Origin of the sequence: Aliivibrio sp. S3MY1, assembly GCF_028765575.1 — a bacterium.
Taxonomy (GTDB): domain Bacteria; phylum Pseudomonadota; class Gammaproteobacteria; order Enterobacterales; family Vibrionaceae; genus Aliivibrio.
In genome coordinates this window covers 1-26,137 of the sequence record NZ_JARACO010000007.1, presented here as the reverse complement: position 1 = coordinate 26,137, position 26,137 = coordinate 1, and the positions used below count along the sequence as shown (strand labels likewise).

24 protein-coding genes are annotated in these 26,137 nt (G+C 40.2%); 17 read left to right on the top strand and 7 right to left on the bottom strand.

The genetic code is table 11. The annotated features are described in order from the left end of the window. Window positions 1-60 precede the first annotated feature (60 nt). The 3 genes from cobO to rne form a co-directional block, all read right to left on the bottom strand. Entirely contained in the window at window positions 61-666 is a 606-nt protein-coding gene (gene cobO / locus PVK62_RS06435) for a cob(I)yrinic acid a,c-diamide adenosyltransferase (RefSeq protein WP_274443462.1), read from the bottom strand. A gap of 126 nt (window positions 667-792) precedes the next feature. Then, window positions 793-2,340 (bottom strand): SulP family inorganic anion transporter, encoded by a 1,548-nt coding sequence (locus tag PVK62_RS06430; protein WP_274443461.1) that lies wholly within the window; start codon window positions 2,338-2,340, stop codon window positions 793-795. A 173-nt stretch (window positions 2,341-2,513) separates the two neighbouring features. Continuing rightward, entirely contained in the window at window positions 2,514-5,462 is a 2,949-nt protein-coding gene (gene rne / locus PVK62_RS06425; protein ID WP_274443459.1) for a ribonuclease E, read from the bottom strand. Between the two features lie 444 nt (window positions 5,463-5,906). On the opposite strand from rne, the gene rluC reads away from it, so the two are divergent. Then, a complete protein-coding gene (gene rluC, locus PVK62_RS06420; RefSeq protein ID WP_274443458.1) occupies window positions 5,907-6,854 on the top strand; it encodes a 23S rRNA pseudouridine(955/2504/2580) synthase RluC in 948 nt (315 codons plus the stop codon). Between the two features lie 89 nt (window positions 6,855-6,943). Here rluC and PVK62_RS06415 read toward each other — a convergent pair whose 3' ends face one another. Continuing rightward, a complete protein-coding gene (locus PVK62_RS06415) occupies window positions 6,944-7,525 on the bottom strand; it encodes a Maf family protein (protein WP_274443457.1) in 582 nt (193 codons plus the stop codon). A gap of 133 nt (window positions 7,526-7,658) precedes the next feature. Between PVK62_RS06415 and yceD the strand changes: the two genes are divergently transcribed. From yceD to ptsG, 14 genes are all read left to right on the top strand, one after another. Next, the gene (gene yceD / locus PVK62_RS06410) at window positions 7,659-8,180 is read left to right on the top strand and encodes a 23S rRNA accumulation protein YceD (protein WP_122033934.1); all 522 of its coding nucleotides are present in this window, start codon (window positions 7,659-7,661) and stop codon (window positions 8,178-8,180) included. Between the two features lie 16 nt (window positions 8,181-8,196). Further along, a complete protein-coding gene (gene rpmF, locus PVK62_RS06405) occupies window positions 8,197-8,367 on the top strand; it encodes a 50S ribosomal protein L32 (RefSeq protein WP_122033932.1) in 171 nt (56 codons plus the stop codon). Window positions 8,368-8,377: 10 nt separating this feature from the next. Continuing rightward, a complete protein-coding gene (gene plsX, locus PVK62_RS06400; RefSeq protein WP_274443455.1) occupies window positions 8,378-9,403 on the top strand; it encodes a phosphate acyltransferase PlsX in 1,026 nt (341 codons plus the stop codon). Window positions 9,404-9,408: 5 nt separating this feature from the next. Next, window positions 9,409-10,362, top strand: a complete 954-nt coding sequence (locus PVK62_RS06395) for a beta-ketoacyl-ACP synthase III (protein WP_274443454.1) — start codon at window positions 9,409-9,411, stop codon at window positions 10,360-10,362. A gap of 64 nt (window positions 10,363-10,426) precedes the next feature. Then, window positions 10,427-11,350, top strand: coding sequence for an ACP S-malonyltransferase (gene fabD, locus PVK62_RS06390; RefSeq protein WP_274443453.1), 924 nt, complete (start codon window positions 10,427-10,429; stop codon window positions 11,348-11,350). 19 nt (window positions 11,351-11,369) lie between these two features. Next, window positions 11,370-12,104, top strand: coding sequence for a 3-oxoacyl-ACP reductase FabG (gene fabG / locus PVK62_RS06385; RefSeq protein WP_274443596.1), 735 nt, complete (start codon window positions 11,370-11,372; stop codon window positions 12,102-12,104). A gap of 169 nt (window positions 12,105-12,273) precedes the next feature. After that, a complete protein-coding gene (gene acpP / locus PVK62_RS06380; protein WP_122033917.1) occupies window positions 12,274-12,507 on the top strand; it encodes an acyl carrier protein in 234 nt (77 codons plus the stop codon). A gap of 96 nt (window positions 12,508-12,603) precedes the next feature. Then, the gene (gene fabF / locus PVK62_RS06375; RefSeq protein WP_122033915.1) at window positions 12,604-13,848 is read left to right on the top strand and encodes a beta-ketoacyl-ACP synthase II; all 1,245 of its coding nucleotides are present in this window, start codon (window positions 12,604-12,606) and stop codon (window positions 13,846-13,848) included. Window positions 13,849-13,948: 100 nt separating this feature from the next. Continuing rightward, window positions 13,949-14,758: an aminodeoxychorismate lyase gene (pabC, locus tag PVK62_RS06370; protein WP_274443449.1), complete on the top strand. Its 810-nt coding sequence runs from the start codon at window positions 13,949-13,951 to the stop codon at window positions 14,756-14,758. Beyond that, window positions 14,752-15,762, top strand: a complete 1,011-nt coding sequence (gene mltG, locus PVK62_RS06365) for an endolytic transglycosylase MltG (protein ID WP_274443447.1) — start codon at window positions 14,752-14,754, stop codon at window positions 15,760-15,762. The genes pabC and mltG overlap by 7 nt, the downstream gene beginning before the upstream one ends. A gap of 2 nt (window positions 15,763-15,764) precedes the next feature. Further along, window positions 15,765-16,397 (top strand): dTMP kinase, encoded by a 633-nt coding sequence (tmk, locus tag PVK62_RS06360; protein WP_274443445.1) that lies wholly within the window; start codon window positions 15,765-15,767, stop codon window positions 16,395-16,397. Beyond that, window positions 16,387-17,358, top strand: a complete 972-nt coding sequence (holB, locus tag PVK62_RS06355) for a DNA polymerase III subunit delta' (RefSeq protein ID WP_274443444.1) — start codon at window positions 16,387-16,389, stop codon at window positions 17,356-17,358. Before tmk ends, holB begins: the two co-directional genes overlap by 11 nt. Window position 17,359: 1 nt before the next feature. Then, entirely contained in the window at window positions 17,360-18,130 is a 771-nt protein-coding gene (locus tag PVK62_RS06350) for a TatD family hydrolase (RefSeq protein ID WP_274443443.1), read from the top strand. A gap of 449 nt (window positions 18,131-18,579) precedes the next feature. After that, window positions 18,580-20,010 carry a PTS glucose transporter subunit IIBC gene (ptsG, locus tag PVK62_RS06345; protein ID WP_274443442.1) on the top strand — a complete coding sequence of 477 codons (1,431 nt, stop codon included), beginning with the start codon at window positions 18,580-18,582 and terminating at the stop codon, window positions 20,008-20,010. Between the two features lie 87 nt (window positions 20,011-20,097). Here ptsG and PVK62_RS06340 read toward each other — a convergent pair whose 3' ends face one another. Further along, the gene (locus tag PVK62_RS06340) at window positions 20,098-20,724 is read right to left on the bottom strand and encodes a glutathione S-transferase (protein WP_274443441.1); all 627 of its coding nucleotides are present in this window, start codon (window positions 20,722-20,724) and stop codon (window positions 20,098-20,100) included. 184 nt (window positions 20,725-20,908) lie between these two features. Between PVK62_RS06340 and cydH the strand changes: the two genes are divergently transcribed. Further along, entirely contained in the window at window positions 20,909-20,998 is a 90-nt protein-coding gene (gene cydH, locus PVK62_RS06335; RefSeq protein ID WP_274443440.1) for a cytochrome bd-I oxidase subunit CydH, read from the top strand. Between the two features lie 117 nt (window positions 20,999-21,115). On the opposite strand, the gene PVK62_RS06330 is transcribed toward cydH, so the two are convergent. After that, window positions 21,116-21,886 (bottom strand): phosphoribosylglycinamide formyltransferase, encoded by a 771-nt coding sequence (locus PVK62_RS06330; protein ID WP_274443439.1) that lies wholly within the window; start codon window positions 21,884-21,886, stop codon window positions 21,116-21,118. Between the two features lie 358 nt (window positions 21,887-22,244). Here PVK62_RS06330 and tyrS point away from each other — a divergent pair, with 358 nt between their 5' ends. After that, window positions 22,245-23,525 carry a tyrosine--tRNA ligase gene (tyrS, locus tag PVK62_RS06325; protein ID WP_130086079.1) on the top strand — a complete coding sequence of 427 codons (1,281 nt, stop codon included), beginning with the start codon at window positions 22,245-22,247 and terminating at the stop codon, window positions 23,523-23,525. 117 nt (window positions 23,526-23,642) lie between these two features. On the opposite strand, the gene PVK62_RS06320 is transcribed toward tyrS, so the two are convergent. Further along, complete coding sequence (locus PVK62_RS06320) at window positions 23,643-26,051, bottom strand: YgiQ family radical SAM protein (RefSeq protein WP_274443436.1); 2,409 nt, start codon at window positions 26,049-26,051, stop codon at window positions 23,643-23,645. Between the last annotated feature and the right edge of the window lie 86 nt (window positions 26,052-26,137).

Genomic DNA, 26,137 nt, shown 5'->3' with positions numbered 1-26,137 from the left:
TGGCCTGTAATCATGATTGATACAGGCCATTTTATTTATTATTAAGGATAGAGAGGTAACCTACCAGTCGATGCCTTTTAGGGCTTTAACACCTGAATCAAAGGCGTGTTTTACATTTCGAACTTCAGATACCGTGTCAGCCATTTCAATTAATTCACGATGGGCTGCTCGTCCTGTAATTACCACCGATTGCATTTTGGGGCGATTTATCAAAGCCGCTTTAAGCTCCTCTAAGTCAATATAGCCATAAGTGACCATATAAGTCATCTCATCTAATAAAACGAGATCGATTGACTCATCAGATAGACTTTTCTTGCACTCTTTCCATACACGCTGTGCGGCTTCTGTATCAGCGGTTTTATCCTGTGTATTCCAAGTAAATCCTGTTTTCATTACATAGAAAGGGACGCCATGACTTTCTAGTAAGTTTCTTTCGCCACAATCCCAAGTACCTTTAATAAATTGAGCAACAACACAATTTAAGCCATGGCCAACGGCTCTGGCTACGGTACCAAAACCTGATGTTGTTTTACCTTTTCCATTGCCGGTAACTACAATCAGTAAACCTTTTTCTGTTTGTGCTTCTTCTACACGCTTATCTACATTTTCTTTGATCTTTGATTGACGTTGTTTATAGCGTTCGTTTTTTTGTTCTCGGTCAGTCATTTTTTATTCCATTAAATAAGAGGAGGAAGCCGTTTTAATTTTTGTCACGGGATAAATACAAAAATCCCGATAGGAGAACCATATCGGGATTTTTATTATCAATCAATTATAAAAGTGAAAGAACAACTATTGGCTAACCACTTTGTAGATTGGATCTTCTTGCACATTAATCTCTACTAGGCTACCAGCCTTGTTTAGAAGCGCATGGCAATCTTGACTTAAATGGCGCAGATGTACTTTTTTACCAGCTTTAGAGTAGCGTTCAGCGATAGTATCAACCGCTTCAATCGCTGAGTGATCTACCACTCGTGATGCCGCAAAGTCAATCACGATGTCTTGCGGGTCATTTTCTACATCAAATAACTCTAAGAAGTTAGCAGCAGAACCAAAGAAGATTGGGCCGTTAATTTCATAAACCTTAGAACCGTCGTTAGAAACTGAATTTGTTGAGTAAATGTGTTTCGCGTGTTGCCATGCAAACATTAGCGCAGAAGCGACAACACCAACACCAACGGCAACAGCAAGGTCGGTTAGTACAGTAACCACGGTTACTAAAACAATGACAAAGAAGTCTTGTTTTGGTACGCGACGAGCCAGTTTGAATGTAGCCCATTCAAAGGTACCAATAACAACCATGAACATAACACCAACTAATGCCGCTAATGGGATCATTTCAATTAAGCCAGAAGCGAAAAGAATGAAACCAAGTAGAGCAAGTGCGGCGGTAATACCTGATAAACGACCACGGCCACCTGAGTTTACATTGATCATAGATTGACCAATCATTGCACAGCCGCCCATCGCACCAAATACAGAACAAGTTACGTTCGCAACGCCTTGGCCAATACATTCACGGTTAGATTGGCCGCGAGTACCTGTCATTTCATCAATGACGGTTAGGGTCAGTAATGACTCGATTAGACCGATTGCCGCTAAAATTAATGCGTATGGGAAAATGATGTATAAGGTTTCTAAAGAAAGAGGAACATTAGGTACAGAGAAGGTAGGCAGTGAACCAGCAAGTGTTGCAGCTTCATCTCCACTCATTGTACGCAAGAAATCAACAACAGTACGGGTGTCTAAATCTAATCCTTGAACTAAACCAGTTACAACGATGATAGCAACTAAAGAAGAAGGAACAGCCGTGGTTAGTTTTGGTAAAAAATAAATGATAGCCATTGTTAATGCAACAAGACCAAGCATTAGCATCATTTCTGGACCTTGTAACCAATCAAGATTACCTAGCGCATCCGGGGCTTTAAACTGGCCAAGTTGAGCAAGGAAAATAACAATAGCGAGGCCATTTACAAAACCGATCATTACAGGGTGTGGAACGATACGAATAAATTTACCTAGTTTTAATAAACCAGCGGTAATTTGCAGAATACCGGCGAGTAAAATGGCAGCAAAAAGGTATTGAACGCCGTGCATAGCAACAAGAGTAACCATAACAACAGCCATAGCGCCTGTTGCACCAGAGATCATGCCTGGACGTCCGCCAATGATAGACGTAATTAAACCAACGATAAATGCAGCATAAAGGCCAACCATTGGGTCAACACCGGCAACAAAGGCAAAGGCTACGGCTTCTGGAACAAGAGCCAGCGCAACGGTTAGTCCTGATAGAACATCATTCTTTACTGAATGATTAGAAAATTTTGGGAATTCAAACATGTTTTTTAGATATCTTCTTGGTTGTTTTTCAGTCATTTATGACGAGGATCGTACAGAAATGCGTGATGAAGTTCAATATTTATTCAGGTTATCAATATAAAAAAAGCAAGTTACGCCGAAACGTAACTTGCTTTAATTCAGGTTTATCTATTAGAAGGCGTTAGCCTAAAAAGTTATAAACCAGCCGTTTTTGCCATTACAGCACTTGCTTGAGAAGTGGCTGTTTGGCTACCCGCTTGTTTTGGTACAAAGCGTTCTGTTCTGAATGTTGCAGCCGTTACAGTGATTTCTTTAATCTCTGTTGGACCGCTTGCTTTTGTCATACCAGAAGATGCTTGACCTTTATATTGAGGCTTTGTAGCAACAACATTAACAGCAGGAGTTAGCGATTCTTCAACTGCAATAACAGCCGGAGTAATTACTTCTTCTTTAACTTCAACGTTTTGTTCAACAACAGGGGCTTCTACTTTCGCAGGTGCTTCGTTGATTGTTGGAGTTTCAATTACTGGTGTTTCAGTAACGACTGCTTCTACAGCTACCGCTTCTACAGTAGGCGCTGCAATGTAAGGAAGTAGTACTTTACCCATTGCCATTTCAGGGAAAGCGACACCGCCGACATTAGCTTTCGCTGGTGTCGATTGTTTTGCTTTATCCTGTGCATTTTGAGTTTCGTTATCTACGAATTTCTCTTGTTGCAGCTTGGCTTTTTTCTGCTCTAAAATTCGCGTGTAATCAGGACAAACTTTACCCATCGCTAGCTCTGGTGATGCAACACCAGCAAATAAACGAGAAGGGTTAAACGGACGACGATCACGACGACGACGACGCTGACCACTAGCACGTAAATGACGTGGAGAACGACGGTTACGACGTTGACCTTCTTTACGCTCGGTATTTGCTTCAACAGGAACTGCTGGTTGTACTTGAGTATCAACCGCTGTTACTACTTCAGCTTCTACTTTAGTTTCAACGTCAACAGATTGACCAGTACGTACCTTTTTCTGTAATTGACGACGTTGACGGCGTTGTTTAACTTGAACCGTTTTTTCGCGTTTTTCTACAGGTGTTTGAACTGGTGCTTGTTGTGCTTCCGCTGCCAATTGAGTGCCTTGCTCTACAATTTCTTTGCGAACTTTAGGCTGTTTAGTTGGCTTGTTATCAGCTGATTTTACTGGTTTAGCAGTAGCAACTGGCGTGTCTTCAACTTTTTTACCACGACGATTATCATTACGATTTTCGTTGGTATTACGAGGTTCATTACCGTTACGGCGATTACGATTATTGCGACCATTTTCATTTCGACGACGATCGTTATTACGATTTTGGTTACGACGTTGAGGTTGAGCTGGTTTTTCTTCTTCTACTTTTTTCTCAGCTTCAGCAACAGGCGCTGTTTCTGGTGTTGAGAAGAAGTTCGCAATTGCAGAGAAGAAACGGCTAATAATGCCTGATTTATCTTCTGTTGAAGTGGCCGCTTTAGTTTCTTCTACTTTTGCCATTGGAGCGGCTTGAGTAGGGGCACTAAAGCCTTGAAGTACAGGTTCTTCACGTTTTCTAGGTGCAGCATTAGAAATAGGAGCTTCTTTTGCTTCCGCTTCACGTAATGAATCTAGCTTCTTAGGCAGAAGGTAAGAAAGCATATCTTGTTCTTCACCTTCACGAATACGAACCACTTCAAAGTGAGGCGTTTCCATGTCTGAATTAGGAACAATGATAACGCGAACGTTATGGAATTTTTCAATGTGCTGAACTGAACGACGTTTTTCATTGAGCAGGTAAGAAGCAATTGAGACAGGAACAACAGCAAGTACTTGTGTTGTATTGTCTTTAAGAGATTCTTCTTCAATAAGACGCAAAACAGACAGTGCTAGAGATTCATTATCACGAACCACACCAGTACCCGTACAACGAGGACAAATGTGATGGCTTGCTTCAGCTAAAGACGGGCTTAAGCGTTGGCGAGACATTTCTAATAAACCAAAGCGAGAAATACGACCAATTTGAACGCGTGCGCGGTCCATGCGAACAGCTTCACGCATACGGTTTTCTACTTCACGTTGGTGACGAACAGGCGTCATATCAATGAAGTCGATAACAACTAGGCCACCTAGATCACGCAAACGTAATTGACGAGCAATTTCATCTGCTGCTTCTAGGTTAGTATTTAATGCTGTTTCTTCGATATCGCCGCCTTTAGTTGCACGAGCTGAGTTGATATCAATAGAAGTTAGTGCTTCTGTTGGGTCAATAACAATTGAGCCGCCAGAAGGTAAGCGCACTTCACGTTCAAAAGCAGATTCAATCTGGCTTTCAATTTGGTAGTGGCTAAATAGCGGTACTTCGCCTTCATACAACTTAACGCGAGATAAGAAATCAGGACGAATAAGTTGGATGTGCTGACGAGCACGATCAAAAATTGTTGGGCTATCAATCAAGATCTCGCCAATATCACGACGTAAGTAATCACGAATTGCGCGAACAATTACGTTACTTTCTTGGTGAATTAGGAAAGGCGCTTGATTAGATTCTGAGGCGTGTTTAACCGCTTCCCAATGATTTAGGAGTACGTTTAAATCCCACTCTAGTTCTTCTGCTGACTTACCAACACCAGCAGTACGTACGATCAGGCCCATACCTTGAGGTAGTTCTAATGTACTTAGTGCTGCTTTTAATTGGGTGCGTTCTTCACCTTCGATACGGCGCGAAATTCCGCCAGCACGAGGGTTATTAGGCATAAGAACAAGGTAGCTACCGGCAAGAGAGATAAATGTTGTTAAAGCTGCGCCTTTATTGCCGCGCTCTTCTTTTTCAACTTGTACAATAACTTCTTGGCCTTCTTTCAATACGTCCTTGATATTTGGACGGCCTTGATAAGTGTAACCTTGTGGGAAATATTCTTTTGCAATTTCCTTAAGGGGAAGGAAACCGTGGCGATCAGCGCCGTAATCAACAAAAGCTGCTTCCAAGCTTGGTTCGATACGTGTGATTTTGCCTTTATAAATATTAGCTTTTTTAGATTCGTGACCAGGGCTTTCGATATCTAGATCAAAAAGGCGTTGGCCATCAACTAATGCGACGCGCAACTCTTCCTTTTGGGTTGCGTTAATCAACATTCTTTTCATTAGGGAATACTCATTACAAATTGTCGAGCTTGTTTGTCCACATCCATTTCAAATGGTGCCAGATCCCAAGGCTGATTACATGTGCAGCCTCACGGCTGGAACTCAGGGATGCTCTAGGGCACAATCCACATCAACACTATCGATAAAATAGTGCTGATCCGCAATAATTCGCGGTCGTTAAAACATAAAAAATGGTTGAGGCATATCAAGCAAAAAAACTCAAAGCAGTACGGATGTCTTACGCCAATTGCTGCATCACCGCATTCGAGCAGTATATTTTTAGTTCGTGTTGGTGCTTTTATGCTCACCAAGGTGAAGAAATAGCCATCTGGGCTGATTTCAGATGCTCACTATAACAGTCAGATCAAGGCTCAGCAATCTTGATTATTTGAAAGTGAGCTAAAAAAGGTTCATCAATTAGAATTAAGACAGTAGAATACACAAATGAATGAAGATAAACCTAAAGTGCAATTCGTCGAGATCGATGACGATTTTGCAGGGCAACGAATCGATAATTTTCTTCTTGCCCGCTTAAAAAATGTACCAAAAAGTATGATTTACCGAATTGTGCGTAAAGGCGAAGTTCGTGTAAATAAAAAACGCATTAAACCAGAATATAAAATTCAAGAGGGGGATATAGTTCGAGTCCCTCCAGTGAAGTTACCTGAATCAACCGCTCCTGAGTTGCCAAATGTTAAATTAGCAAAAGTCTCTGAGCTTGAAAGCTGCATTATTTATGAAGATGATCACCTTCTTATTTTGAATAAGCCATCGGGTACTGCGGTACATGGTGGTAGTGGTTTAAAATTTGGGGCGATTGAAGCGTTACGTGCGTTACGTCCAGAGGCTCGTTTTCTAGAACTAGTGCATCGAATTGATAGAGATACATCAGGTATTCTTTTAATTGCTAAAAAGCGTTCGGCATTACGTCGATTACAAGAACAGTTCCGAAATAAGACGGTTCAAAAATATTATTTTGCTTTAGTTATGGGTGAATGGAAAAGTACCTGTAAAGTGGTCAATGCTCCTTTACTTAAAAATGAAGTGAATAGTATTGTTCGAGTGAACCCTAATGGTAAGCCTTCTGAAACACGCTTTAAGATTTTAGAGAAGTTTGAGCAAGCAACATTAATTCAGGCAAGTCCAATTACAGGGCGTACCCATCAAATTCGTGTACATGCACAATATACCGGCCACCCAATTGGTTGGGATGATCGTTATGGAGATAGACGATTTGATGCTTATTCAGGACAGTTTGGTTTAGATCGATTGTTCTTACATGCAGCGAATATCAAATTTACTCATCCAAGTACGGAAGAGTTAATGGATATCAGCGCTCCAATGGAAAATCGACTAGAAAGAGTTTTAAAAGGATTACGTTCTAAAAAGTAATCTGTTGTTACTCTTTTTATTATTCTAGCGATAAGTGTTATTTAACACTTATCGCTTTTTTTTACTCACAGCTTTGAGCAAAAAATTGCTTATAAAACTTGGAATTGTTGACGTTCTAGCATATCTATCAGTGTTATCAGGGGAAGACCAATTAAAGTATTTGGATCTTTTCCTTCTAGTTTTTCAAATAAGGCAATACCAAGCCCTTCACACTTAAAACTACCAGCACAATACAATGGCATTTCTTTATCCACATAATTTTCAATTTGTTTTTTTGTTAACTGGCGAAAATGAACCTTAAACTCTTCACAAAGGGTTTCACTCTTCATTGTCGTGCTATTAAACAGTGATAAACCAGTATAGAAAGTAATAATTTGCCCGCTGGCTTCCTGAAGTTGAGTAATGGCTTTTTCGCGTGTTAATGGCTTCCCAATAATGCGATCATTAATCACGCAGACTTGGTCAGATCCTATGATCAAGCAATTAGGATCCTTAATGCCACAAGAGAGTGCTTTTTGCTCAGCTAAGCGAGTGACTAAATCTCTAGGTGATTCATTTTCCAATGGTGTCTCATCACAATTGGGTGAAATTGCATCAAAAGGGACTTGGATCTTCTCTAAGATCGAGCGTCGAAAAGGCGATGTTGAAGCTAGAATGAGTTTTGGTTGCATAATGGGTTCTTCTTCTTAAACTTTTCGTTTATTATTAGCAACTCTGCTGAAATAGCAACTGGGAAGAAAAAAAGCATATTTTTTGCCATTTTTCTTTGACTCTAAGGCTTTAGAAAGATAAGATGCGCGCCCTATGCAAAAGGTAAAAATACCACGAACAGTTGATGCAATCCAAAACGCTCAACGAAGATTAGATTACGATGGAATCATCCAATCTGATATTTTAAAGCGTTTGGCTGAATCTACTGAAGATGTGAAAAGTGATGCTGAAGTCACGATGTCATTTAAAGTTGACGAACAACGATTAGCCGTTATCTCTGGTAAAGCTAGCGTCAATGTATTGTTGGAATGTCAACGCTGTAATAAAAATTTTGAACATCACCTAAATGTATCATTTAAGTGTACGCCTTTTTTAAGCGAAGAGAAGGCAGCTCTAGTTCCTGAGGAATATGAGTTTGTAGATTTAAATGAAGTAGGTGAAGTTGATCTCGTTGAGTTGGTAACTGACGAGTTTATTCTAGCGTTGCCGCAAGTCGCTATGCATGACATTAAAGATTGTCAGGTCAAATCTAACAATTTGGTATTTGGCGAAATTCCTGAAGAGGAAGAGAAACCGAATCCGTTTGATGTTTTAAAATCTTTAAAACAACAGTAATTGAGGAGTAGGGTCCATGGCCGTACAAAAGAGCAAAAAATCACGTTCAATGCGTGGCATGCGTCGTTCACATGATGCACTAACTACAGCTGCTTTATCTGTAGACGCAACTAGTGGCGAAACTCACCTTCGTCACAACGTTACAGCTGACGGTTTCTACCGTGGCCGCAAGGTAATCAACAAGTAAGGTTGACGCTTTGCAGCAGCTAACCATTGCAATTGATGCGATGGGTGGGGATTTCGGTCCCCAAGTTACAGTGCCTGCCGCCGTGCAGGCATTGTCGCAATTCCCAGAGCTAAAAATAACTATTGTTGGAGATCGTGATGCGATTTCTATACAATTAACACGCCTAAATTATACCCCCAACTCAAGATTATCAATAGTCCATAGCGACAGCGTAATTGGTAATAACACACCGCCTTCAAAAGCTCTCCGACACAGTCGTGGTAGCTCAATGAGAGTCGCCCTTGATTTAGTTTCCAGTACAGATGCTCAAGCGTGTATTAGCGCAGGCAATACTGGTGCATTAATGGGATTATCTCGTTTTACTTTAAAACTTCTTCCTGGTGTAGAACGCCCTGCATTGATCAGTCCATTACCAACGAAAAATAATCAACGTACTTGGATGTTAGATCTCGGCGCTAATGTATCATGCGATGCTGATACTTTATTTCAATTTGCTGTCATGGGCGCTGAATTAGCGGAACAATCATTAGGGCGAAAAGCAAAAGTGGCTCTATTGAACATTGGTGAAGAAGAAATTAAGGGTAATGATCAAATAAAACGTTGTTCTGAAATGTTACATCAATGCCAAGATATTCAGTATATTGGCTATATTGAAGGTGATAAGCTTTATCAAGGTATTGCTGATGTAGTCGTGTGTGATGGGTTTGTTGGTAATGTTTGCTTGAAAACAAGTGAAGGCGTTGCGCATTTATTTCTAGCTCAACTAAAATCACACCTAGTAACATCAAAATTTAAACAAATTTTAGCGAAATGGCTCTTTGGTGATGTCATTTCTAGCTTAAAAGAGTTGAACCCCGACCAGTATAACGGCGCAAGTCTGATAGGATTGCGCGGCATTGTTATAAAAAGTCATGGAAGTGCAGATATATCTGCCTTTAACAATGCTATCAAGGAAGCGGTTCATGAGGTCAAGCGTCAAATACCTAATCGTATTAGTGATCGCTTGGAGGCAGTTTTACTCGAGAGGCATTATTAGTCTTCATGTATAGCAAAATTTTAGGCACTGGTAGCTATTTACCAGCACAAATTCGCACTAACGCGGATTTAGAAAAAATGGTCGATACAAGTGATGAGTGGATTCTAGCTCGTACTGGTATTAGTGAACGTCGCATTGCTGGCAAAGATGAATCAGTGGCTACTATGGCATACTTGGCTTCTGTAAATGCAATCGAAATGGCTGGAATAGATAAGCATGATATTGATCTGATTATCTTGGCAACAAGTACACCAACGTACTCATTTCCTTCTGCTGCATGTGAAGTCCAAGGATTATTAGAGATCCAAGGCTGTCCAGCGTTTGATCTATCAGCAGCTTGTTCTGGTTTCGTTTATGCATTGAGTGTGGCTGATCAGCACATCAAGACTGGCATGGCGAAAAATGTACTGGTTATTGGTTCTGATGCGGTATCTCATACTTGCAACCCAGAAGACCGTTCTACTGTTATCTTATTTGGTGATGGTGCTGGCGCTGTAATTATTGGTCAAAGTGAAGAACCTGGTATTATCTCAACGCATTTACATGCTGATGGTAAATTTGGTGAATTACTTTCTTTACCTGTACCTTCTCGTAAAAATGAAGAAGCAGATAAGTGGCTACACATGGCTGGGAATGAAGTCTTTAAAGTTGCCGTGACTCAGTTATCGAATTTGGTAAAAGAAACACTTCATAAAAATCAAATGGATAAATCAGAGTTAGACTGGTTAGTACCTCATCAGGCAAATTTACGAATTATTAAAGCAACAGCGAAGAAACTGTCGATGTCGATGGATCAAGTTGTTGTTACTCTCGATCGTCACGGAAATACTTCTGCAGCAACGGTGCCTACGGCATTAGATGAAGCAGTACGTGATGGCAGAATCCAACGAGGTCAAACCTTATTGCTTGAAGCATTTGGTGGTGGTTTCACTTGGGGTTCTGCACTCGTTAAGTTTTAAGTGAGAAATAGATCATCGTAGCGATCTAATTTCTTTATATGCTTATTTAAAGGAAATAATATTCATGAGCAATTTTGCTATCGTTTTTCCAGGTCAAGGCTCTCAAGCTGTTGGCATGCTTGCTGAGTTAGGTGAGCAACACGAAGTTGTAACGCAAACTTTTTCAGAAGCATCTGAAGCGTTAGGTTATGACTTGTGGTCACTTGTTCAAAATGGCCCAGCAGAAGATTTAAACCAAACTTTTCGTACTCAGCCAGCATTATTAGCAACCTCTGTTGCATTATGGCGTGTATGGCAAGAGCAAGGTTTAGCACAACCATCTGTTTTAGCTGGTCATAGTCTTGGTGAATATTCTGCGCTTGTATGTGCAGGAGTAGTGGACTTTAAAGATGCGATTAAATTAGTTGAACTTCGTGGTCAATTAATGCAAGAAGCCGTTCCAGCTGGTGTTGGCGCAATGTATGCCATTATTGGTTTGGATAACGAATCAATTGCTAAAGCATGTGAAGAAGCTGCGCAAGGTGAGGTTGTTTCTCCTGTAAACTTTAACTCACCAGGCCAAGTGGTTATTGCGGGTAATAAAGATGCAGTTGAGCGTGCGGGTGTATTATGTAAAGAAGCGGGTGCCAAACGTGCGCTTCCTTTACCAGTATCGGTTCCATCGCATTGCGCGCTAATGAAACCTGCGGCTGATAAACTTGCACTAGCATTAGAGAGCCTTGAGTTTTCTGCTCCAGCATTGCCAGTTATTAATAACGTTGATGTTATCGCTGAAACTGATCCTGAAAAAATTAAAGACGCACTTGTTCGTCAATTATACTGCCCAGTACGTTGGACGGAAGTTGTAGAAACAATGGCAGAACAAGGTGTTGAAACCTTATATGAAGTTGGTCCAGGTAAAGTTCTTACTGGTTTAACTAAGCGAATCGTTAAATCACTTAGCGCAGCAGCAGTAAATGATGCCGCTTCTCTTGAAGCAGCTAAGTAATTAAAGGGAATAGTAAATGATGAATTTAGAAGGCAAAATTGCCTTAGTTACTGGCGCTAGCCGTGGTATTGGTCGTGCAATTGCTGAGCAATTAGTGTCGCGCGGAGCAACGGTTATTGGTACAGCTACTTCTGAAAATGGCGCTGCTGCAATCAGTGAGTACTTAGGCCAGAACGGTAAAGGTCTAGCTCTGAACGTAACAGATGCAGAGTCTGTTGCTGAAGTATTAAAAACCATCAATGATGAGTTTGGTGCGTTAGATATTCTTGTAAATAATGCGGGTATTACTCGTGATAACTTACTTATGAGAATGAAAGATGATGAATGGATGGATATCATTGATACCAACCTAACGTCTATCTTCCGTTTATCTAAAGCGGTACTTCGCGGTATGATGAAAAAACGCAATGGTCGTATTATCAACGTAGGTTCAGTGGTTGGTACTATGGGTAATGCGGGACAAACAAATTATGCAGCGGCGAAAGCTGGTGTTATCGGTTTTACTAAAGCAATGGCTCGTGAAGTTGCTTCTCGTGGCATAACTGTAAATACAGTTGCTCCAGGTTTTATTGAGACTGATATGACAAAAGCCTTGAATGATGAGCAGCGAGCTGCAACACTATCATCTGTACCTGCTGGTCGTTTAGGTGATCCTAAAGAAATTGCTGCTGCAGTTGTCTTTTTAGCATCTCCAGAAGCAGCTTATATCACAGGCGAAACTTTGCATGTGAATGGCGGCATGTACATGGTTTAATTTATAAAATTGATTTAAGGGTGACTTAAGTCAATTTTGGGTCAAAATTGCACTAAAAATCACGATTTTCGTGGTTTGACCAGCAATCTTGGCCTTGCAACTTTCTTATTAATGAATAAAATACAGCAAGTATCGCAAATCAGCGAAATCTGTAATTAGGAAAATTAAAATGAGCAATCTTGAAGAACGCGTAAAGAAAATCATCATTGAGCAACTAGGTGTTGGTGAAGCTGAAGTTAAAAACGAAGCATCATTCGTTGATGACCTAGGTGCAGATTCACTAGATACAGTTGAACTAGTTATGGCTCTAGAAGAAGAGTTTGACACTGAGATTCCAGATGAAGAAGCTGAGAAAATCACTACTGTTCAAGCTGCTATCGACTACGTAACTAGCGCACAGTAATAAAAGAAATACCTTCCAGGCGGTCATCTTGACCGCCTGAGTTTTTAGTACGCTACAATCCCTATCTAATATCAATTAATTCCGGAGAAATATATCGTGTCCAAACGTCGTGTAGTTGTTACAGGCATGGGTATGCTAACACCGGTGGGTAACACTGTTGAAGCATCTTGGAAAGCGCTGCTAGCAGGCCAAAGTGGTATCGTTAATATCGAACACTTTGATACCACTGAGTTTACTACTCGTTTTGCAGGTCTAGTTAAAGACTTTAATGCTGAAGAGTATATGTCTAAGAAAGACGCTCGTAAGATGGATTTATTTATCCAATACGGCGTAGCTGCTGGCATCCAGGCATTAGATGACTCGGGTTTTAAAGTTACTGAAGAAAATGCTCACCGTATCGGTGCTGCAATTGGTTCAGGCATTGGTGGTCTTGGCTTAATCGAAGCTGGCTACAAAGCATTTAAAGAAAAAGGTCCTCGTAAGATCAGTCCGTTTTTCGTGCCTTCAACTATCGTAAATATGATCGCAGGTCATATGTCGATCATGCGCGGTCTACGTGGTCCAAATATCGCAATTTCAACGGCTTGTACTACAGGTCTTCATAATATTGGTCACGCTGCACGTATGATCGCTTATGGTGACGCTGATGCAATGCTAGCGGGTGGTGCTGAAAAAGCATCTACTGAGCTAGGTATGGGCGGTTTTGGTGCAGCTAAAGCACTATCAACAAACAATGAGAACCCACAAGGTGCATCACGTCCTTGGGATAAAAACCGTGATGGTTTTGTTCTAGGTGATGGTGCCGGTATGATGGTTCTTGAAGAATATGAACACGCAAAAGCTCGCGGTGCAAAAATCTACTGTGAACTAGTTGGCTTTGGTATGAGCGGTGATGCTTATCACATGACTTCACCAACACCAGACGGTTCTGGTGGTGCGCTAGCGATGGAAGCGGCAATGCGTGATGCAGGCGTAACGGGTGAACAAATCGGTTATGTTAATGCTCATGGTACTTCAACACCTGCGGGTGATGTGGCTGAAGTTAAGGGCATCAAACGTGCACTTGGTGAAGCGGGTACTAAGCAAGTATTAGTATCATCAACAAAATCAATGACAGGTCACTTATTAGGTGCCGCTGGTTCTGTTGAAGCAATTATCACAGCACTGTCTTTGGTTGATCAAATTGTACCACCAACGATCAATCTTGATGATCCTGAAGAAGGTCTAGATATCGATCTAGTTCCTCATACTGCTCGTAAAGTAACGAACATGGAATACGCTATTTGTAATTCGTTCGGCTTCGGTGGTACTAACGGTTCACTAATCTTTAAGAAAATGTAATAACTTGTTTATGAAGCTTAATTAGTTTCATTCAGTTAGTTATATTTTGAAGGCGGTTTGATATTATATCAAATCGCCTTTTTTATTATCTGGAGTTTCTATGTACTGGGTTAATGGTGTTGAATCCGAAACATTACCGATTAATGATCGAAGTACCCAATATGGAGATGGTTTCTTTACCACCATGAAAGTTGAAAATGGTGAGATATGTTTATGGCCTTTTCATTTAGAACGTCTTAAAACTTCCGCAAAACGTTTAATGATGACACCTCCTAATTGGCATGAATTAGAAACGCAGGTTTGCAGTATTGCGAAGAATCTGGCGCTTGGCGGCATTAAAATATTAATTAGTCGGGGTGCTGGTGGCAGAGGTTATTCACCTGAAGGATGTGTGACTACGCAGGTCATCGTGTCTGATTTTCAATATCCAAGCCATTATAAGCAATGGCAAAAAAATGGCATTGAATTAGGTGTCTCTATGATTAAGCTTGGTTTATCATCTCCACAGCTTGCTGGAATGAAGCATTTAAATCGATTAGAGCAAGTATTAATCAAAGATGAAATAGAAAAAACAGAAACAACAGATATGGTGGTTCTTGATCTTAATAACAAAGTTATAGAAACCTCAATAGGTAATATCTTTTGGATTAAGGATGGTAGAATCTTTACTCCTGATTTGTCTTTTTCAGGTATAGAGGGTGTGATGAAAAAGCACCTGCAACAGTTGATAGAAGAATCTCAATTAGAGTTAAATGAAGTTAGTGTAGAACTGTGTGAGCTAGAAAATGCTGATGAAGTTTTTATTACTAATTCTTTATTTGAAATTGTGCCAATCAATGCAATTGTTAATACAACATTCACTCAACATAAATTTACACACAGATTTCAGGAGAAATTGTACTCGTGCTAAAGAAATTGTTATTCCTTATTTTACTCATCGCGATAGGAGCGGTTGGTGTTGGCTTTTGGGGCTATCAACAAGCGACTCAATTTACAGATCAACCTGTTTTATTAAAGGATGCTCAGTTAATTGAGGTAAAACCAGGTACTAGTTATCGAAAACTGGTTCGTCAATTTGAACAGAAGCAATGGATCTCAGAGACTCAATGGGCGCGTTTTACTCATCGATTGTTTCCAGAGCTTACGGAAATTAAAGCTGGCACATATTGGGTTGAACCTAACCAATCTTTAGCGACAGTACTAACTCAATTAAAAACAGGTAAAGAGCATCAATTTTCGATTACCTTTGTTGAAGGAAGTCGTTTTTCTGAATGGCAACAACAATTAGAGCAAGCGCCTTACTTAGATCACGAACTAAGCAATCTTTCAGAAAAAGAAATTGCGGAGAAATTAGGGGTTGATCGTTCTAAATTAGAAGGGCTGTTCTTAGCTGAAACATACCACTATACGGCAGGTATGAGTGACTTTGATATTCTAGAGCGCTCTCATCATGCATTAGTGGCTGTACTGAATACAGAGTGGAAAACTAAATCAGCCAACCTACCTTTAAAATCATCTTATGAAGCGTTGATCTTAGCCTCTATTATTGAAAAAGAAACAGCAATTGATTCAGAAAGAGAGCGAGTATCTTCTGTATTTGTTAACCGTTTAAAGCGTGGAATGCGTTTACAAACAGATCCAACCGTAATTTACGGAATGGGAGATAAATACGATGGTAATATTCGTAAAAAAGATCTACGTACGCCAACAGCTTATAATACGTACACAATAAATGGTCTACCACCAACGCCGATTGCAATGGCGGGCCCTGCATCGATAAGAGCAGCTCTGCACCCAGAAACTAGTCGTTATCTTTATTTTGTTGCAGATGGTACAGGCGGTCATAAATTCACTAAATCACTCGTTGAGCATAACAAAGCAGTTAGAGCTTACCTAAGAACCTTAAGAAATTAATCATGTCTAAATTTATTGTAATTGAAGGCCTAGAAGGCGCAGGAAAAAGCACCGCAATTAAAAATGTATTAGCGACGCTTGCTAAGCATGGTATTGATAATCCAGTGACGACAAGAGAGCCTGGTGGTACGCCATTAGCTGAAAAAATGCGTGAGTTGGTTAAGCAAGGTCATCCTGATGAGCCATTAACGGATATGGCTGAGTTATTATTACTGTATGCAGCACGAGCACAGTTAGTTGGTAATGTAATTAAGCCGGCATTAGCGAGAGGCGAGTGGGTGGTTGGTGATCGACATGACCTATCTTCACAAGCTTATCAAGGTGGTGGTCGTGGTTTTGATCGTGATTTAATGGCGACAATGCGAAATACCGTTCTTGGTGATTTCAAACCAGATTTCACCATATATATGGACATTGATCCTAAATTAGGTCTTCAACGCGCATCAGCTCGTGGAGAGTTGGATCGAATTGAGCAGATGAAACTCGATTTCTTTGAGCGCAGTCGTGAACGTTACTTAGAGTTTGCTAATAGTGATGAAACTATTATTACTATTGATGCAGGACAAGATTTAGAAACAGTAACGCAGTCAATTATTAGTGCATTAGAAACGTGGTTAGCGGCTAATGGCAACTAAATTATATCCTTGGCAGCAAGGTGTTTGGCAGCAATGGCAGCAATTGATAGCAACAGATCGATTGCCTCATGCCATCTTGTGTGCGATGCCGAATGGAACCGGTAGAGATGTTCTCGTTCAGTATTTTTCTGATACCTTACTGTGTTTAACACAAGGAACCGAGCCTTGTGGCTTTTGTCATAGTTGTGGTTTGGTTGAGTCGGGAAACCATCCTGATCTGCATTGGGTTAGACCTGAAGTTGAAGGGAAATCTATTTCGGTTGACCAGATCCGTCAGTGTAATTCGTGGGCATTAGAGTCATCACAGTTTAATGCTAAACGAATGATCATTATTGAGCCTGCTGAGAAAATGACAGAGTCTGCAGCCAATGCATTGCTTAAGACACTAGAAGCGCCACCTAAGAATTGTCAATTTGTACTGTTAGCCAATTCAGCGCACCATTTGTTACCAACAATTCGTAGTCGTTGCCAAGTATGGTTACAACCAGAGATTAATGCGCAAGTGATTGCTGAATGGTTAGCTGAGACCGAAAACCTGACCGTCAGTCCACAATCAATAGGCTTGAATAATTATTTACCATTAGCCGTTAAAAGCTTTTATCAAGATAAGAAACAAGCGAGTCACCAACAGCTTCTTTCTCATTTTAGCACCTGTGTGGGATCTTCTTTTTGTGCCACTTCTGATGTCGTTAAAAGCTTAATTAAGCTAGAAGATGAAGCTCTTTGTTGGTTAAGCTACTTATTGTCCGATATTCAAAAGCGACAATTAGGCGTGGTTACCGGTTGGGTTCACTGTGATGAGCAAGAGAGTATTGAGCGTTTAGCAAAAAGTATCCCAGCTAATATAGTTTATAAGCAATATTTAAGCTTGAATGAGCTGAGACAACAGTTGAATGCTCATCCAGGGCTAAATAAAGAATTATTATTAACTCAATGGTTATTTGAGTTTATCGGAGAGTAATGTGTTAATTGATTCACACTGTCACTTAGACAAATTAAATTACAGTGATCTACATACTAGCGTTGCAGATGTGCTTGAAAAAGCCAAACAGCGTGGAGTAGAGCAGTTTCTTACTGTAGGGGTAACCTTGGCTGCTTTTCCAAATATGATGGAAATAATTAAGGATCACCCTGAAGTTCATGCCTCTTGTGGGATCCACCCTTTAGATGTTGATTCTGAGTTTGATTTGGCTATTTTTCGTCAATATGCAGCAAATGAGCGTGTTATTGCGATAGGTGAAACGGGTTTAGATTATTTTTATCAACCAGAAAGTGCTCCTCGTCAACGTGATTTATTTGAGCAGCAAGTAGAAGTTGCGGTTGAGTATAATAAACCATTAATTATTCATACAAGGCAAGCTCGAGAAGACACCTTAGCTATTTTAAAAAATGGTCAAGCGGATAAATGTGGTGGTGTAATACACTGCTTTACTGAGGATTGGAAATTTGCAGAAGCGGCGATGGATTTAGGTTTTTACATTTCTATATCAGGAATTGTAACGTTTAATAAAGCCGCTGAATTGAAAGATGTGGTTCGCCGCTTACCTTTAGAACGCCTATTAGTAGAAACGGATTCTCCTTATTTAGCCCCAGTTCCATTTCGAGGAAAAGAGAACCAACCTGCTTATGTAAGGGATGTTGCTGAGTATATTGGTTTATTAAAAGGGAAATCATTTGAAGAAGTTGCTCAAGTAACCACCAATAACTTCAAAAAACTTTTTTTGAACAAATAATTTGAATTTGCTGATAAAACAGGCAAAAGAGAGGCGTATGCCTCTCTTTTTTTATTAAATTGACTTTCTGCAGGTTTTTGTTACTCATTTTAATAAGTAATCGATTGCGGCAGCCGTTTATTTACACTATCTATTTTTGTTGCTAAAAATAACATTTCATTTTCTAGTGTTTTTGATTATTTTTTATATAAATCATTGCTTTATGTTTAAGTTGTATTTTTTTTATCACTTTTACTACGCCTTGCTTTTGTGATCACTGCAGGGTTTTAAAACATTAAATGAAAACATGCTAGAAAGTGTTTTTACATAGGTCTATATTTAGCGGCAGTTTGATTGGATACACGACTACTTACCATTATGTTAATTACATTAGGCAAGGGGGATATTGCCGTAATTCACTAGTAGGTCTTGAGGGTTTCAATTGTATTTATAATTATTAGGAGCAAAACATGTTTAAACACCTTTTTGCCAATCTACAGAAAGTTGGTAAGGCACTTATGTTGCCTGTATCAGTTCTTCCAGTAGCTGGTATTCTTTTAGGGGTTGGTGCAGCCAACTTTAGCTTCCTTCCTGAAGTGGTTTCTCACTTAATGGAACAAGCTGGTGGTTCAGTATTCGGTCAAATGGCTCTGCTATTTGCTGTAGGTACTGCGCTTGGTTTTACAAACAATGATGGTGTTGCTGGTCTAGCAGCTGTTGTTGGTTACGGCATCATGGTTGCTACACTTAAAGTGATGGCAACAGTAATGGGTGTTGATGGTATTGAGACTGGTGTTCTTGGTGGTATCCTTGCTGGTGGTGTTGCTGGTTGGGCATTCAACAAGTTCTACCGTATTCAACTTCCAGAATACTTAGGCTTCTTCGCTGGTAAGCGTGCGGTGCCAATCGTAACTGGTTTTGTCTCTATCGCTCTAGGCTTAGTTCTTTCTGTAATTTGGCCTCCAATCGGTGGCGCAATTGCGGCATTCTCTGATTGGGCTGCAAACCAAAACCCAGTAATGGCGTTTGGTATCTACGGTGTGATCGAACGTTCTCTTATTCCTTTTGGCCTTCACCATATCTGGAACGTCCCATTCTTCTACGAAGCAGGTTCTTGTGTGAACAATGCTGGTGAGCAAGTAAATGGTATCATGACTTGTTTCCTTACTGCTGATGACGCCTCTCGCGCTACAGGTAACGGTTTCGGTCAACTTGCTGGTGGTTATTTATTTAAAATGTTCGGTCTTCCTGCTGCTGCAATCGCAATTGCACATTCAGCGAAACCTGAAAACCGCGCTAAAGTAATGGGTATCATGGCATCTGCTGCGTTAACTTCATTCCTTACAGGTATCACAGAACCGATTGAATTCGCATTCCTATTTGTTGCTCCAGTTCTTTATGCTATCCACGCAGTACTTGCTGGTGCTGCATACATGCTAACTAACGCACTAGGTGTGGTTCACGGTCACACGTTCTCAAATGGTTTCATTGACTTTGTAGTTCAATCTCCACGTGCAGAGAATATGCTTCTTCTTGTTGGTCTTGGTCTTGTTTATGCCGTTGTTTACTACATCGTATTCCGCTTTGTAATTAAAGCGATGAACCTTAAGACTCCAGGTCGTGAAGATGAAGATGAAAATGCAGGTCCTGCTGTAACAGGTTCTGAGTTAGCTGGTGAGTTAGTTGCTGCATTTGGTGGTAAAGAGAACATCACAAACCTTGATGCTTGTATTACTCGTCTACGTGTTTCTGTAGCAAGTGTTGAAGCGGTTAATCAAGACAAACTGAAACAACTTGGTGCTGCAGGTGTTGTTGTTGCAGGCTCTGGTGTTCAGGCTATCTTCGGTACTAAGTCTGATAACTTGAAAACAGATATGAATGAGTGGATTACTCATAACTAATTATCGATGCTATCGATGACTAATAAAAGGAGACTTTCGAGTCTCCTTTTTTGTTTTTCTGAGTTGAGTAAATATAAAATAACGGAGTTATTTTTCAGGAAACGTAATCTCTTGATTTGATTCTAGCCAAGTCGGGTATTTCTTCATAATTGAGAGAAATAGTTCTGAATCAATGAAAGCCGTAAGCCAATCACGTACATGTTGATATTTACTTTGGGTAAACCAATCAATGTCCACAAACGCAAACTGGCGAATAAAAGGAAGAATAGCCAAATCAGCAAAACTGTATTCATCACTAAATAATCGATTTGAATTAGTTAACTGTCGTTCTAGTTTCTCTAAAAATATCTCACCTTGCTCACGATAGTAAACTTCTGAATAGTCAGGGTAGCGATCAGCGTATTTGTACTTATCCAACCATCCTTTAAATACCTCATCATTTTCTTTTATTAATAAATGCATGGAATTCGTTGCTGAATTTAATAGCTGTGAGCCTTCTAAAGCCCATTTCATGATATCTAAGCTTTCATCTATTACATGTCCATCTTTTTCAATTAAGACAGGAACAGTACCTTTAGGGGATGCCTGTATCATTGCTTCGGGTTTATGTTTCAATATAATTTCACGAAGCTGTACCGACTTTTCAGAAAGAGCAAGCCCAAGCCGTGCGCGCATAGCGTAAGGGCAGCGACGAAATGAATAGAGAATGGTCATTTTTACCTTCTAAATTTATTAATTTGTATTTAGTCACAAAATGGTCAATTTGATGCTGATGTTAGCTTTATTATGCTGACATTGTGATATCAATACCAACTTGACGAGGCACTTCTTTTGATTCCTTGAAGATAACTCAAAGTAGTGTTAATTTTTTGTTACACCACAATAACAAGGAGTCGTTATGGACAGTGATTTTAAATTTGCGCTCATTACAACGGTAGCTGTTTTTTCAGGATTAGCTTTTTTTGGAAGTTTGGCTTTGATGGCGTGAAATACAAAATAAGCAAAATCAGATAAAAAGAAAAGAGCAATCAATAGGTTATTGGTTGCTCTTTTTAGTTTTTGATATGGTAATTCTATAATCAATAGATTAAAAGAAAGACGTTATTTACGCTCGCGCTTGGGTCGGTAAATAGGCCTGCCAAGCATTTTCATACAGTGATTGAGATAACACTCTTAATTTAGCAATGCGAGCTTGCTCAAATTCAGTGAACTCTCTATTTTCAATCAGGGTTAAACGCTCGATATTTTGAATTTCTTCGTACAGTTTATGTTCTGCTCCATTTTTAACCGTTGCAATCTCTTTTAAGTGCAGTTGTATTTCCGCCACTAATTTTGTTTTTGGTAGCTCTACCAACAACTTAATATCTCGATAGCCTGATTTAGCTGGCTTTGCAAAACGGTTAGTGACACTCAGTACGGTTGTTTCTCTATTTATTGATTCATAAGCCGTTACTAAATCAGGTATTGAATCGGCAACCACTGTAGCTCTTGCCATATCGGTTAATTTATTTACCTGACCATTTAATTCTTGTTCAATCTTTAATAAAGCTCGATCGGTACTTTTTACACCTGCAAATTGAGGCTGAGCATTTGACATTAATGCGGTCTCTTTGCAGATATTTTCTAATTCTCTCTGAGCTTGATGAGCCTTAGAATTTAAAATATCAAAATCATCATAAGGTTGATGTGAGAAATGGTTCCAACTTTGGATCGAAAGTAGACCATTTAGGCTATGAAGGACATGTTGATGATCGATCTCTGATTGGTTTGCTTCTTGATAATCAGGTTCAATAAACTCAATTAATGAGGAAGCTTGTGCTTGAGGACGTCCAAATACTAAAACCATTAGGACTGCGGCACGGGCAAACTTTTTCATTCTTTTTCCTTAGCAAGACAGAAAGAAATAGCAACTAAGTAGACTGCATTTTAGCAACACCTACTAAATAAATATGGGCACACTTAGCAGATTCAAGAGGTGAAAATTAGCATTGTTTTTGTTTGAGTTAAGCATCACAGAATTACAATTCTTGACGTTAAATTAAGGTCAATTTTTGAACTTTTCTTCCTTAAAATTGAAAACAATTGTAACGAGAAAGTTTTTAATCAAATGGCGAGATGAAATAGATATTAGTTCAAAGTGGCTTTTTACTTACAAAGCCTGTTATTTAGCGGGTAAATGTGTAAAATCGAATCTTCTTTTTTATACCGAAATTTAGAGTACAAGTAGGTTATCTATGACAGCAACAAATGAATTATTGCAGGATTTAAAAGCTCGTGGGCTTATTGCACAGTGCACAGCAGACGAAGAATTAGCTGAGCACCTTTCAACTGACTGTCGTACTCTCTATTGTGGTTTCGATCCGACAGCAGACAGCCTACACATTGGTAGCCTAGTTCCTTTACTAGTACTTAAGCGTTTTCAACAAGCGGGCCATAAGCCATTAGCACTTGTTGGCGGCGCTACTGGCTTAATTGGTGATCCAAGCTTTAAAGCGGCAGAGCGTCAATTGAACACCTCTGACGTTGTTGGTGATTGGGTTAATAAAATCCGTGCTCAAGTTTCTGCTTTTGTTGAGTTTACAGAAGAGAAAAATGGCGCAGAAGTGGTGAATAATCTAGATTGGATTGGTGAAATCAATGTAATCGAATTCATGCGTGATATCGGTAAGCATTTCAGCGTAAATGCAATGATTCAAAAAGAATCAGTAAAACAACGTATCGACCGTGAAGGTTCTGGTATCTCATTTACTGAGTTCAGCTACATGCTACTTCAATCGTATGACTTTGCTGCGCTAAACAAAGCAAAAGAATGTACGCTTCAAATTGGTGGTTCTGATCAGTGGGGTAACATCACTGGTGGTATCGATCTAACTCGTCGTATGAACCGTAATAAAGTATTTGGTTTAACGTTACCGCTAGTAACTAAATCAGATGGTACTAAATTTGGTAAAACTGAATCAGGTACGATTTGGTTAGACCCAAGCAAAACATCACCATACGCTTTCTACCAATTCTGGTTGGGTACTGCGGATGCTGACGTATATAACTTCCTACGTTTCTTCACTTTCCTATCTGTAGACGAAATTGCGGCAATTGAAGAAAGTGACAAGAGTGTTCAAGGCCGTCCTGCTGGTCAAGGCGTACTTGCTAAAGAAGTGACTCGTTTGGTTCACGGTGAGGAAGGCTTAGCTTCTTCTATCCGTATTACAGAAGCATTGTTCTCTGGTGATCTCGCATCACTAACTGAAACTGATTTAGCACAGTTAGCGCAAGATGGCTTGCCAACGACTGAGCTTGACGCTTCTGAGCAAACTATCGTTGAAGTACTGACTCAATCTGAACTAGCAAAATCGAATAAGATGGCGCGTGAATTTATTGGTAATGGTGCGGTTTCAGTAAACGGCGAAAAAGTTGCTGATTCTGAAGTTGTTCTTAAGAAAGAAGACGCATTATTCGGTAAATACAGCGTAATCAAACGTGGTAAAAAACTGTTTAACTTATACGTTTGGAAATAGAATAAATAAGCAATGGAGTGGAGTCGATAACTCTGTTTCATTACTTTATATTCAGACAATAAAAAAGCGAACCGCATTGGTTCGCTTTTTTTATGCTTGTTAATTTTTTCTATTTACTTAACGATGCTTTGGTTTACGTTTAGCGCCAGTACCGCTTGGCTTATTCGCGCTTGGTTTATTACCCGTAGGCTTGTTACCACCAGTCGCTTTAGGTTTACCATTGCCACTTGGTTTATTATTTGAATAACCATTACGAACGCCATTCTTCTGTCCGCTTGATGCTGGCTTATCCGAGCTCGCGTGTCCTGCTGGTTTTCCACCGTTACCATTACGGTTTTGACCTTGAGAGCTAGGCTTAGCGTTGCGATTATTCTTATTTTGACCACCACGATTATTACTATTACGTGGGTCACCATCAAACTGTGCTTGAGTATGCTTAGTTGCAAAACGTTTCGCACCGTGACGTCCTGTTTGACGACGTTCAGCAGGTGTTTGTGTATCGATATCGTCTTCAGGTACTAAACAGTGTGGCTTATCACCAATAAGGTGTTTTTTGCCCATCTCTGTTAGTGCTTCACGGATCATCTTCCAGTTTTTAGGATCGTGATAACGCAATAAGCCTTTATGTAGTCGACGTTGACGCTCACCTTTAGCTACCGTCACATCTTCACGTTTTTTATATTTCACGCGTTTCAGTGGGTTTGTTTCTGAGTAATACATTGAGGTAGCATTACACATTGGTGATGGGTAGAAGTTCTGAACCTGATCACACTCAAGGTTGTTTTTCTTCAGCCACATCGCTAGGTTTAGCATATCTTCATCTTCTGTACCCGGATGAGCAGAGATAAAGTAAGGGATAAGATATTGCTTCTTACCGGCTTCTTGGCTGTATTTTTCAAACATAGACTTGAAGCGATCGTACGTTCCCATACCTGGCTTCATCATTAAATCTAATGGGCCTTTTTCGGTATGCTCAGGGGCAATCTTCAAATAGCCGCCAACGTGGTGGGTGACTAACTCACGTACGTATTCTGGAGACTCAATCGCTAAATCGTAACGAACACCAGAGGCAATTAATACTTTCTTAACGCCTTTAACTTTACGAGCTTCACGGTACAAATCAATCGTATGTACGTGATCAGTATTTAACTTGTCACAGATCTTAGGGAAAACACATGAAGGACGACGACAGGTTGCTTCGGCTTTAGGTATAGAACACCCTAAACGATACATGTTCGCTGTTGGGCCACCAAGATCTGAAATTGTGCCGGTAAATCCAGGAACTTTGTCGCGAATTTCTTCTAATTCACTAATAATAGATTCTTTAGAGCGGTTCTGAATAATACGACCTTCGTGCTCTGTAATACTACAGAATGAACACCCACCAAAACAGCCACGCATAATGTTAACTGATGTTTTGATCATGTCATACGCAGGGATCTTTGCTTTGCCATACATCGGGTGTGGTACACGTGCATAAGGCAGATCAAATACAAAATCCATCTCTTCGGTTGTTAGAGGAATCGGCGCTTGGTTTACCCATAGCTCACGATCACCATGACGCTGAATTAATGCTCGGCCAGAGTACGGATTGGTTTCTAAATGCATAATACGACTAGCGTGAGCATAAAGAATACGGTCACCGTTTAGTTTTTCATACGGTGGAATACGAATCGCTGTTGTTTTTGAATCGTGACTAGAAGCACGAACCGTAATAACTTGTGGCTGCTCTTCTTTTACTTCAGCTTTGTTGGTTTCACACTGCTCTTCGGTTGCGTATGGATTGATTGGAACAAAGACCGCTTTGCTTGGCTTTTCAATACGAGAAGAGTCAATGATTTTAAACCCTTCAGGTTCTGCTGGTAAATTCACCGCGGTACCGCGGATATTAGTCATTGTTTTTACATCTTCGCCATTGGCAAGACGATGAGCTACTTCGACTAAAGCACGTTCGGCATTACCAAATAGAAGAATGTCACCTTTTGCATCAAACAATACTGAGCGACGCACTTTATCTGACCAGTAGTCATAATGCGCTAGACGGCGAAGGCTTGCCTCAATACCACCTAATACGATAGGGGTGTCTTTAAAGGCTTCACGACAACGTTGAGAATATACTAGTACAGCACGATCAGGACGCTTCCCACCTTCATTGTTTGGGGTATAAGCATCATCATGGCGAAGTTTTTTATCTGAGGTATAACGGTTGATCATTGAATCCATGTTACCCGCAGTAATACCAAAAAATAGATTTGGTTGACCAAGAGCCATGAATTCGTCTTTATTGTCCCATTTTGGCTGAGCAATAATACCAACGCGAAAGCCTTGAGCTTCTAGCAAACGTCCGATGATCGCCATACCAAAACTTGGGTGATCCACGTACGCATCCCCAGTTACAATGATAATGTCGCAGCTATCCCAACCAAGTTGGTCCATTTCTTTACGCGAAGTAGGAAAGAAAGGGGCTGTTCCATAGCATTCTGCCCAGAATTTCGGGTATTCGTTTATTGGAGTTACGTTGTGCATTAGTTCACCTCAGAATTTGGAGGCCGAATTATACCGATTTGCGAGTGATTTAACCAGAAAATAAAGCCCTCAATATAAGTAGGGAC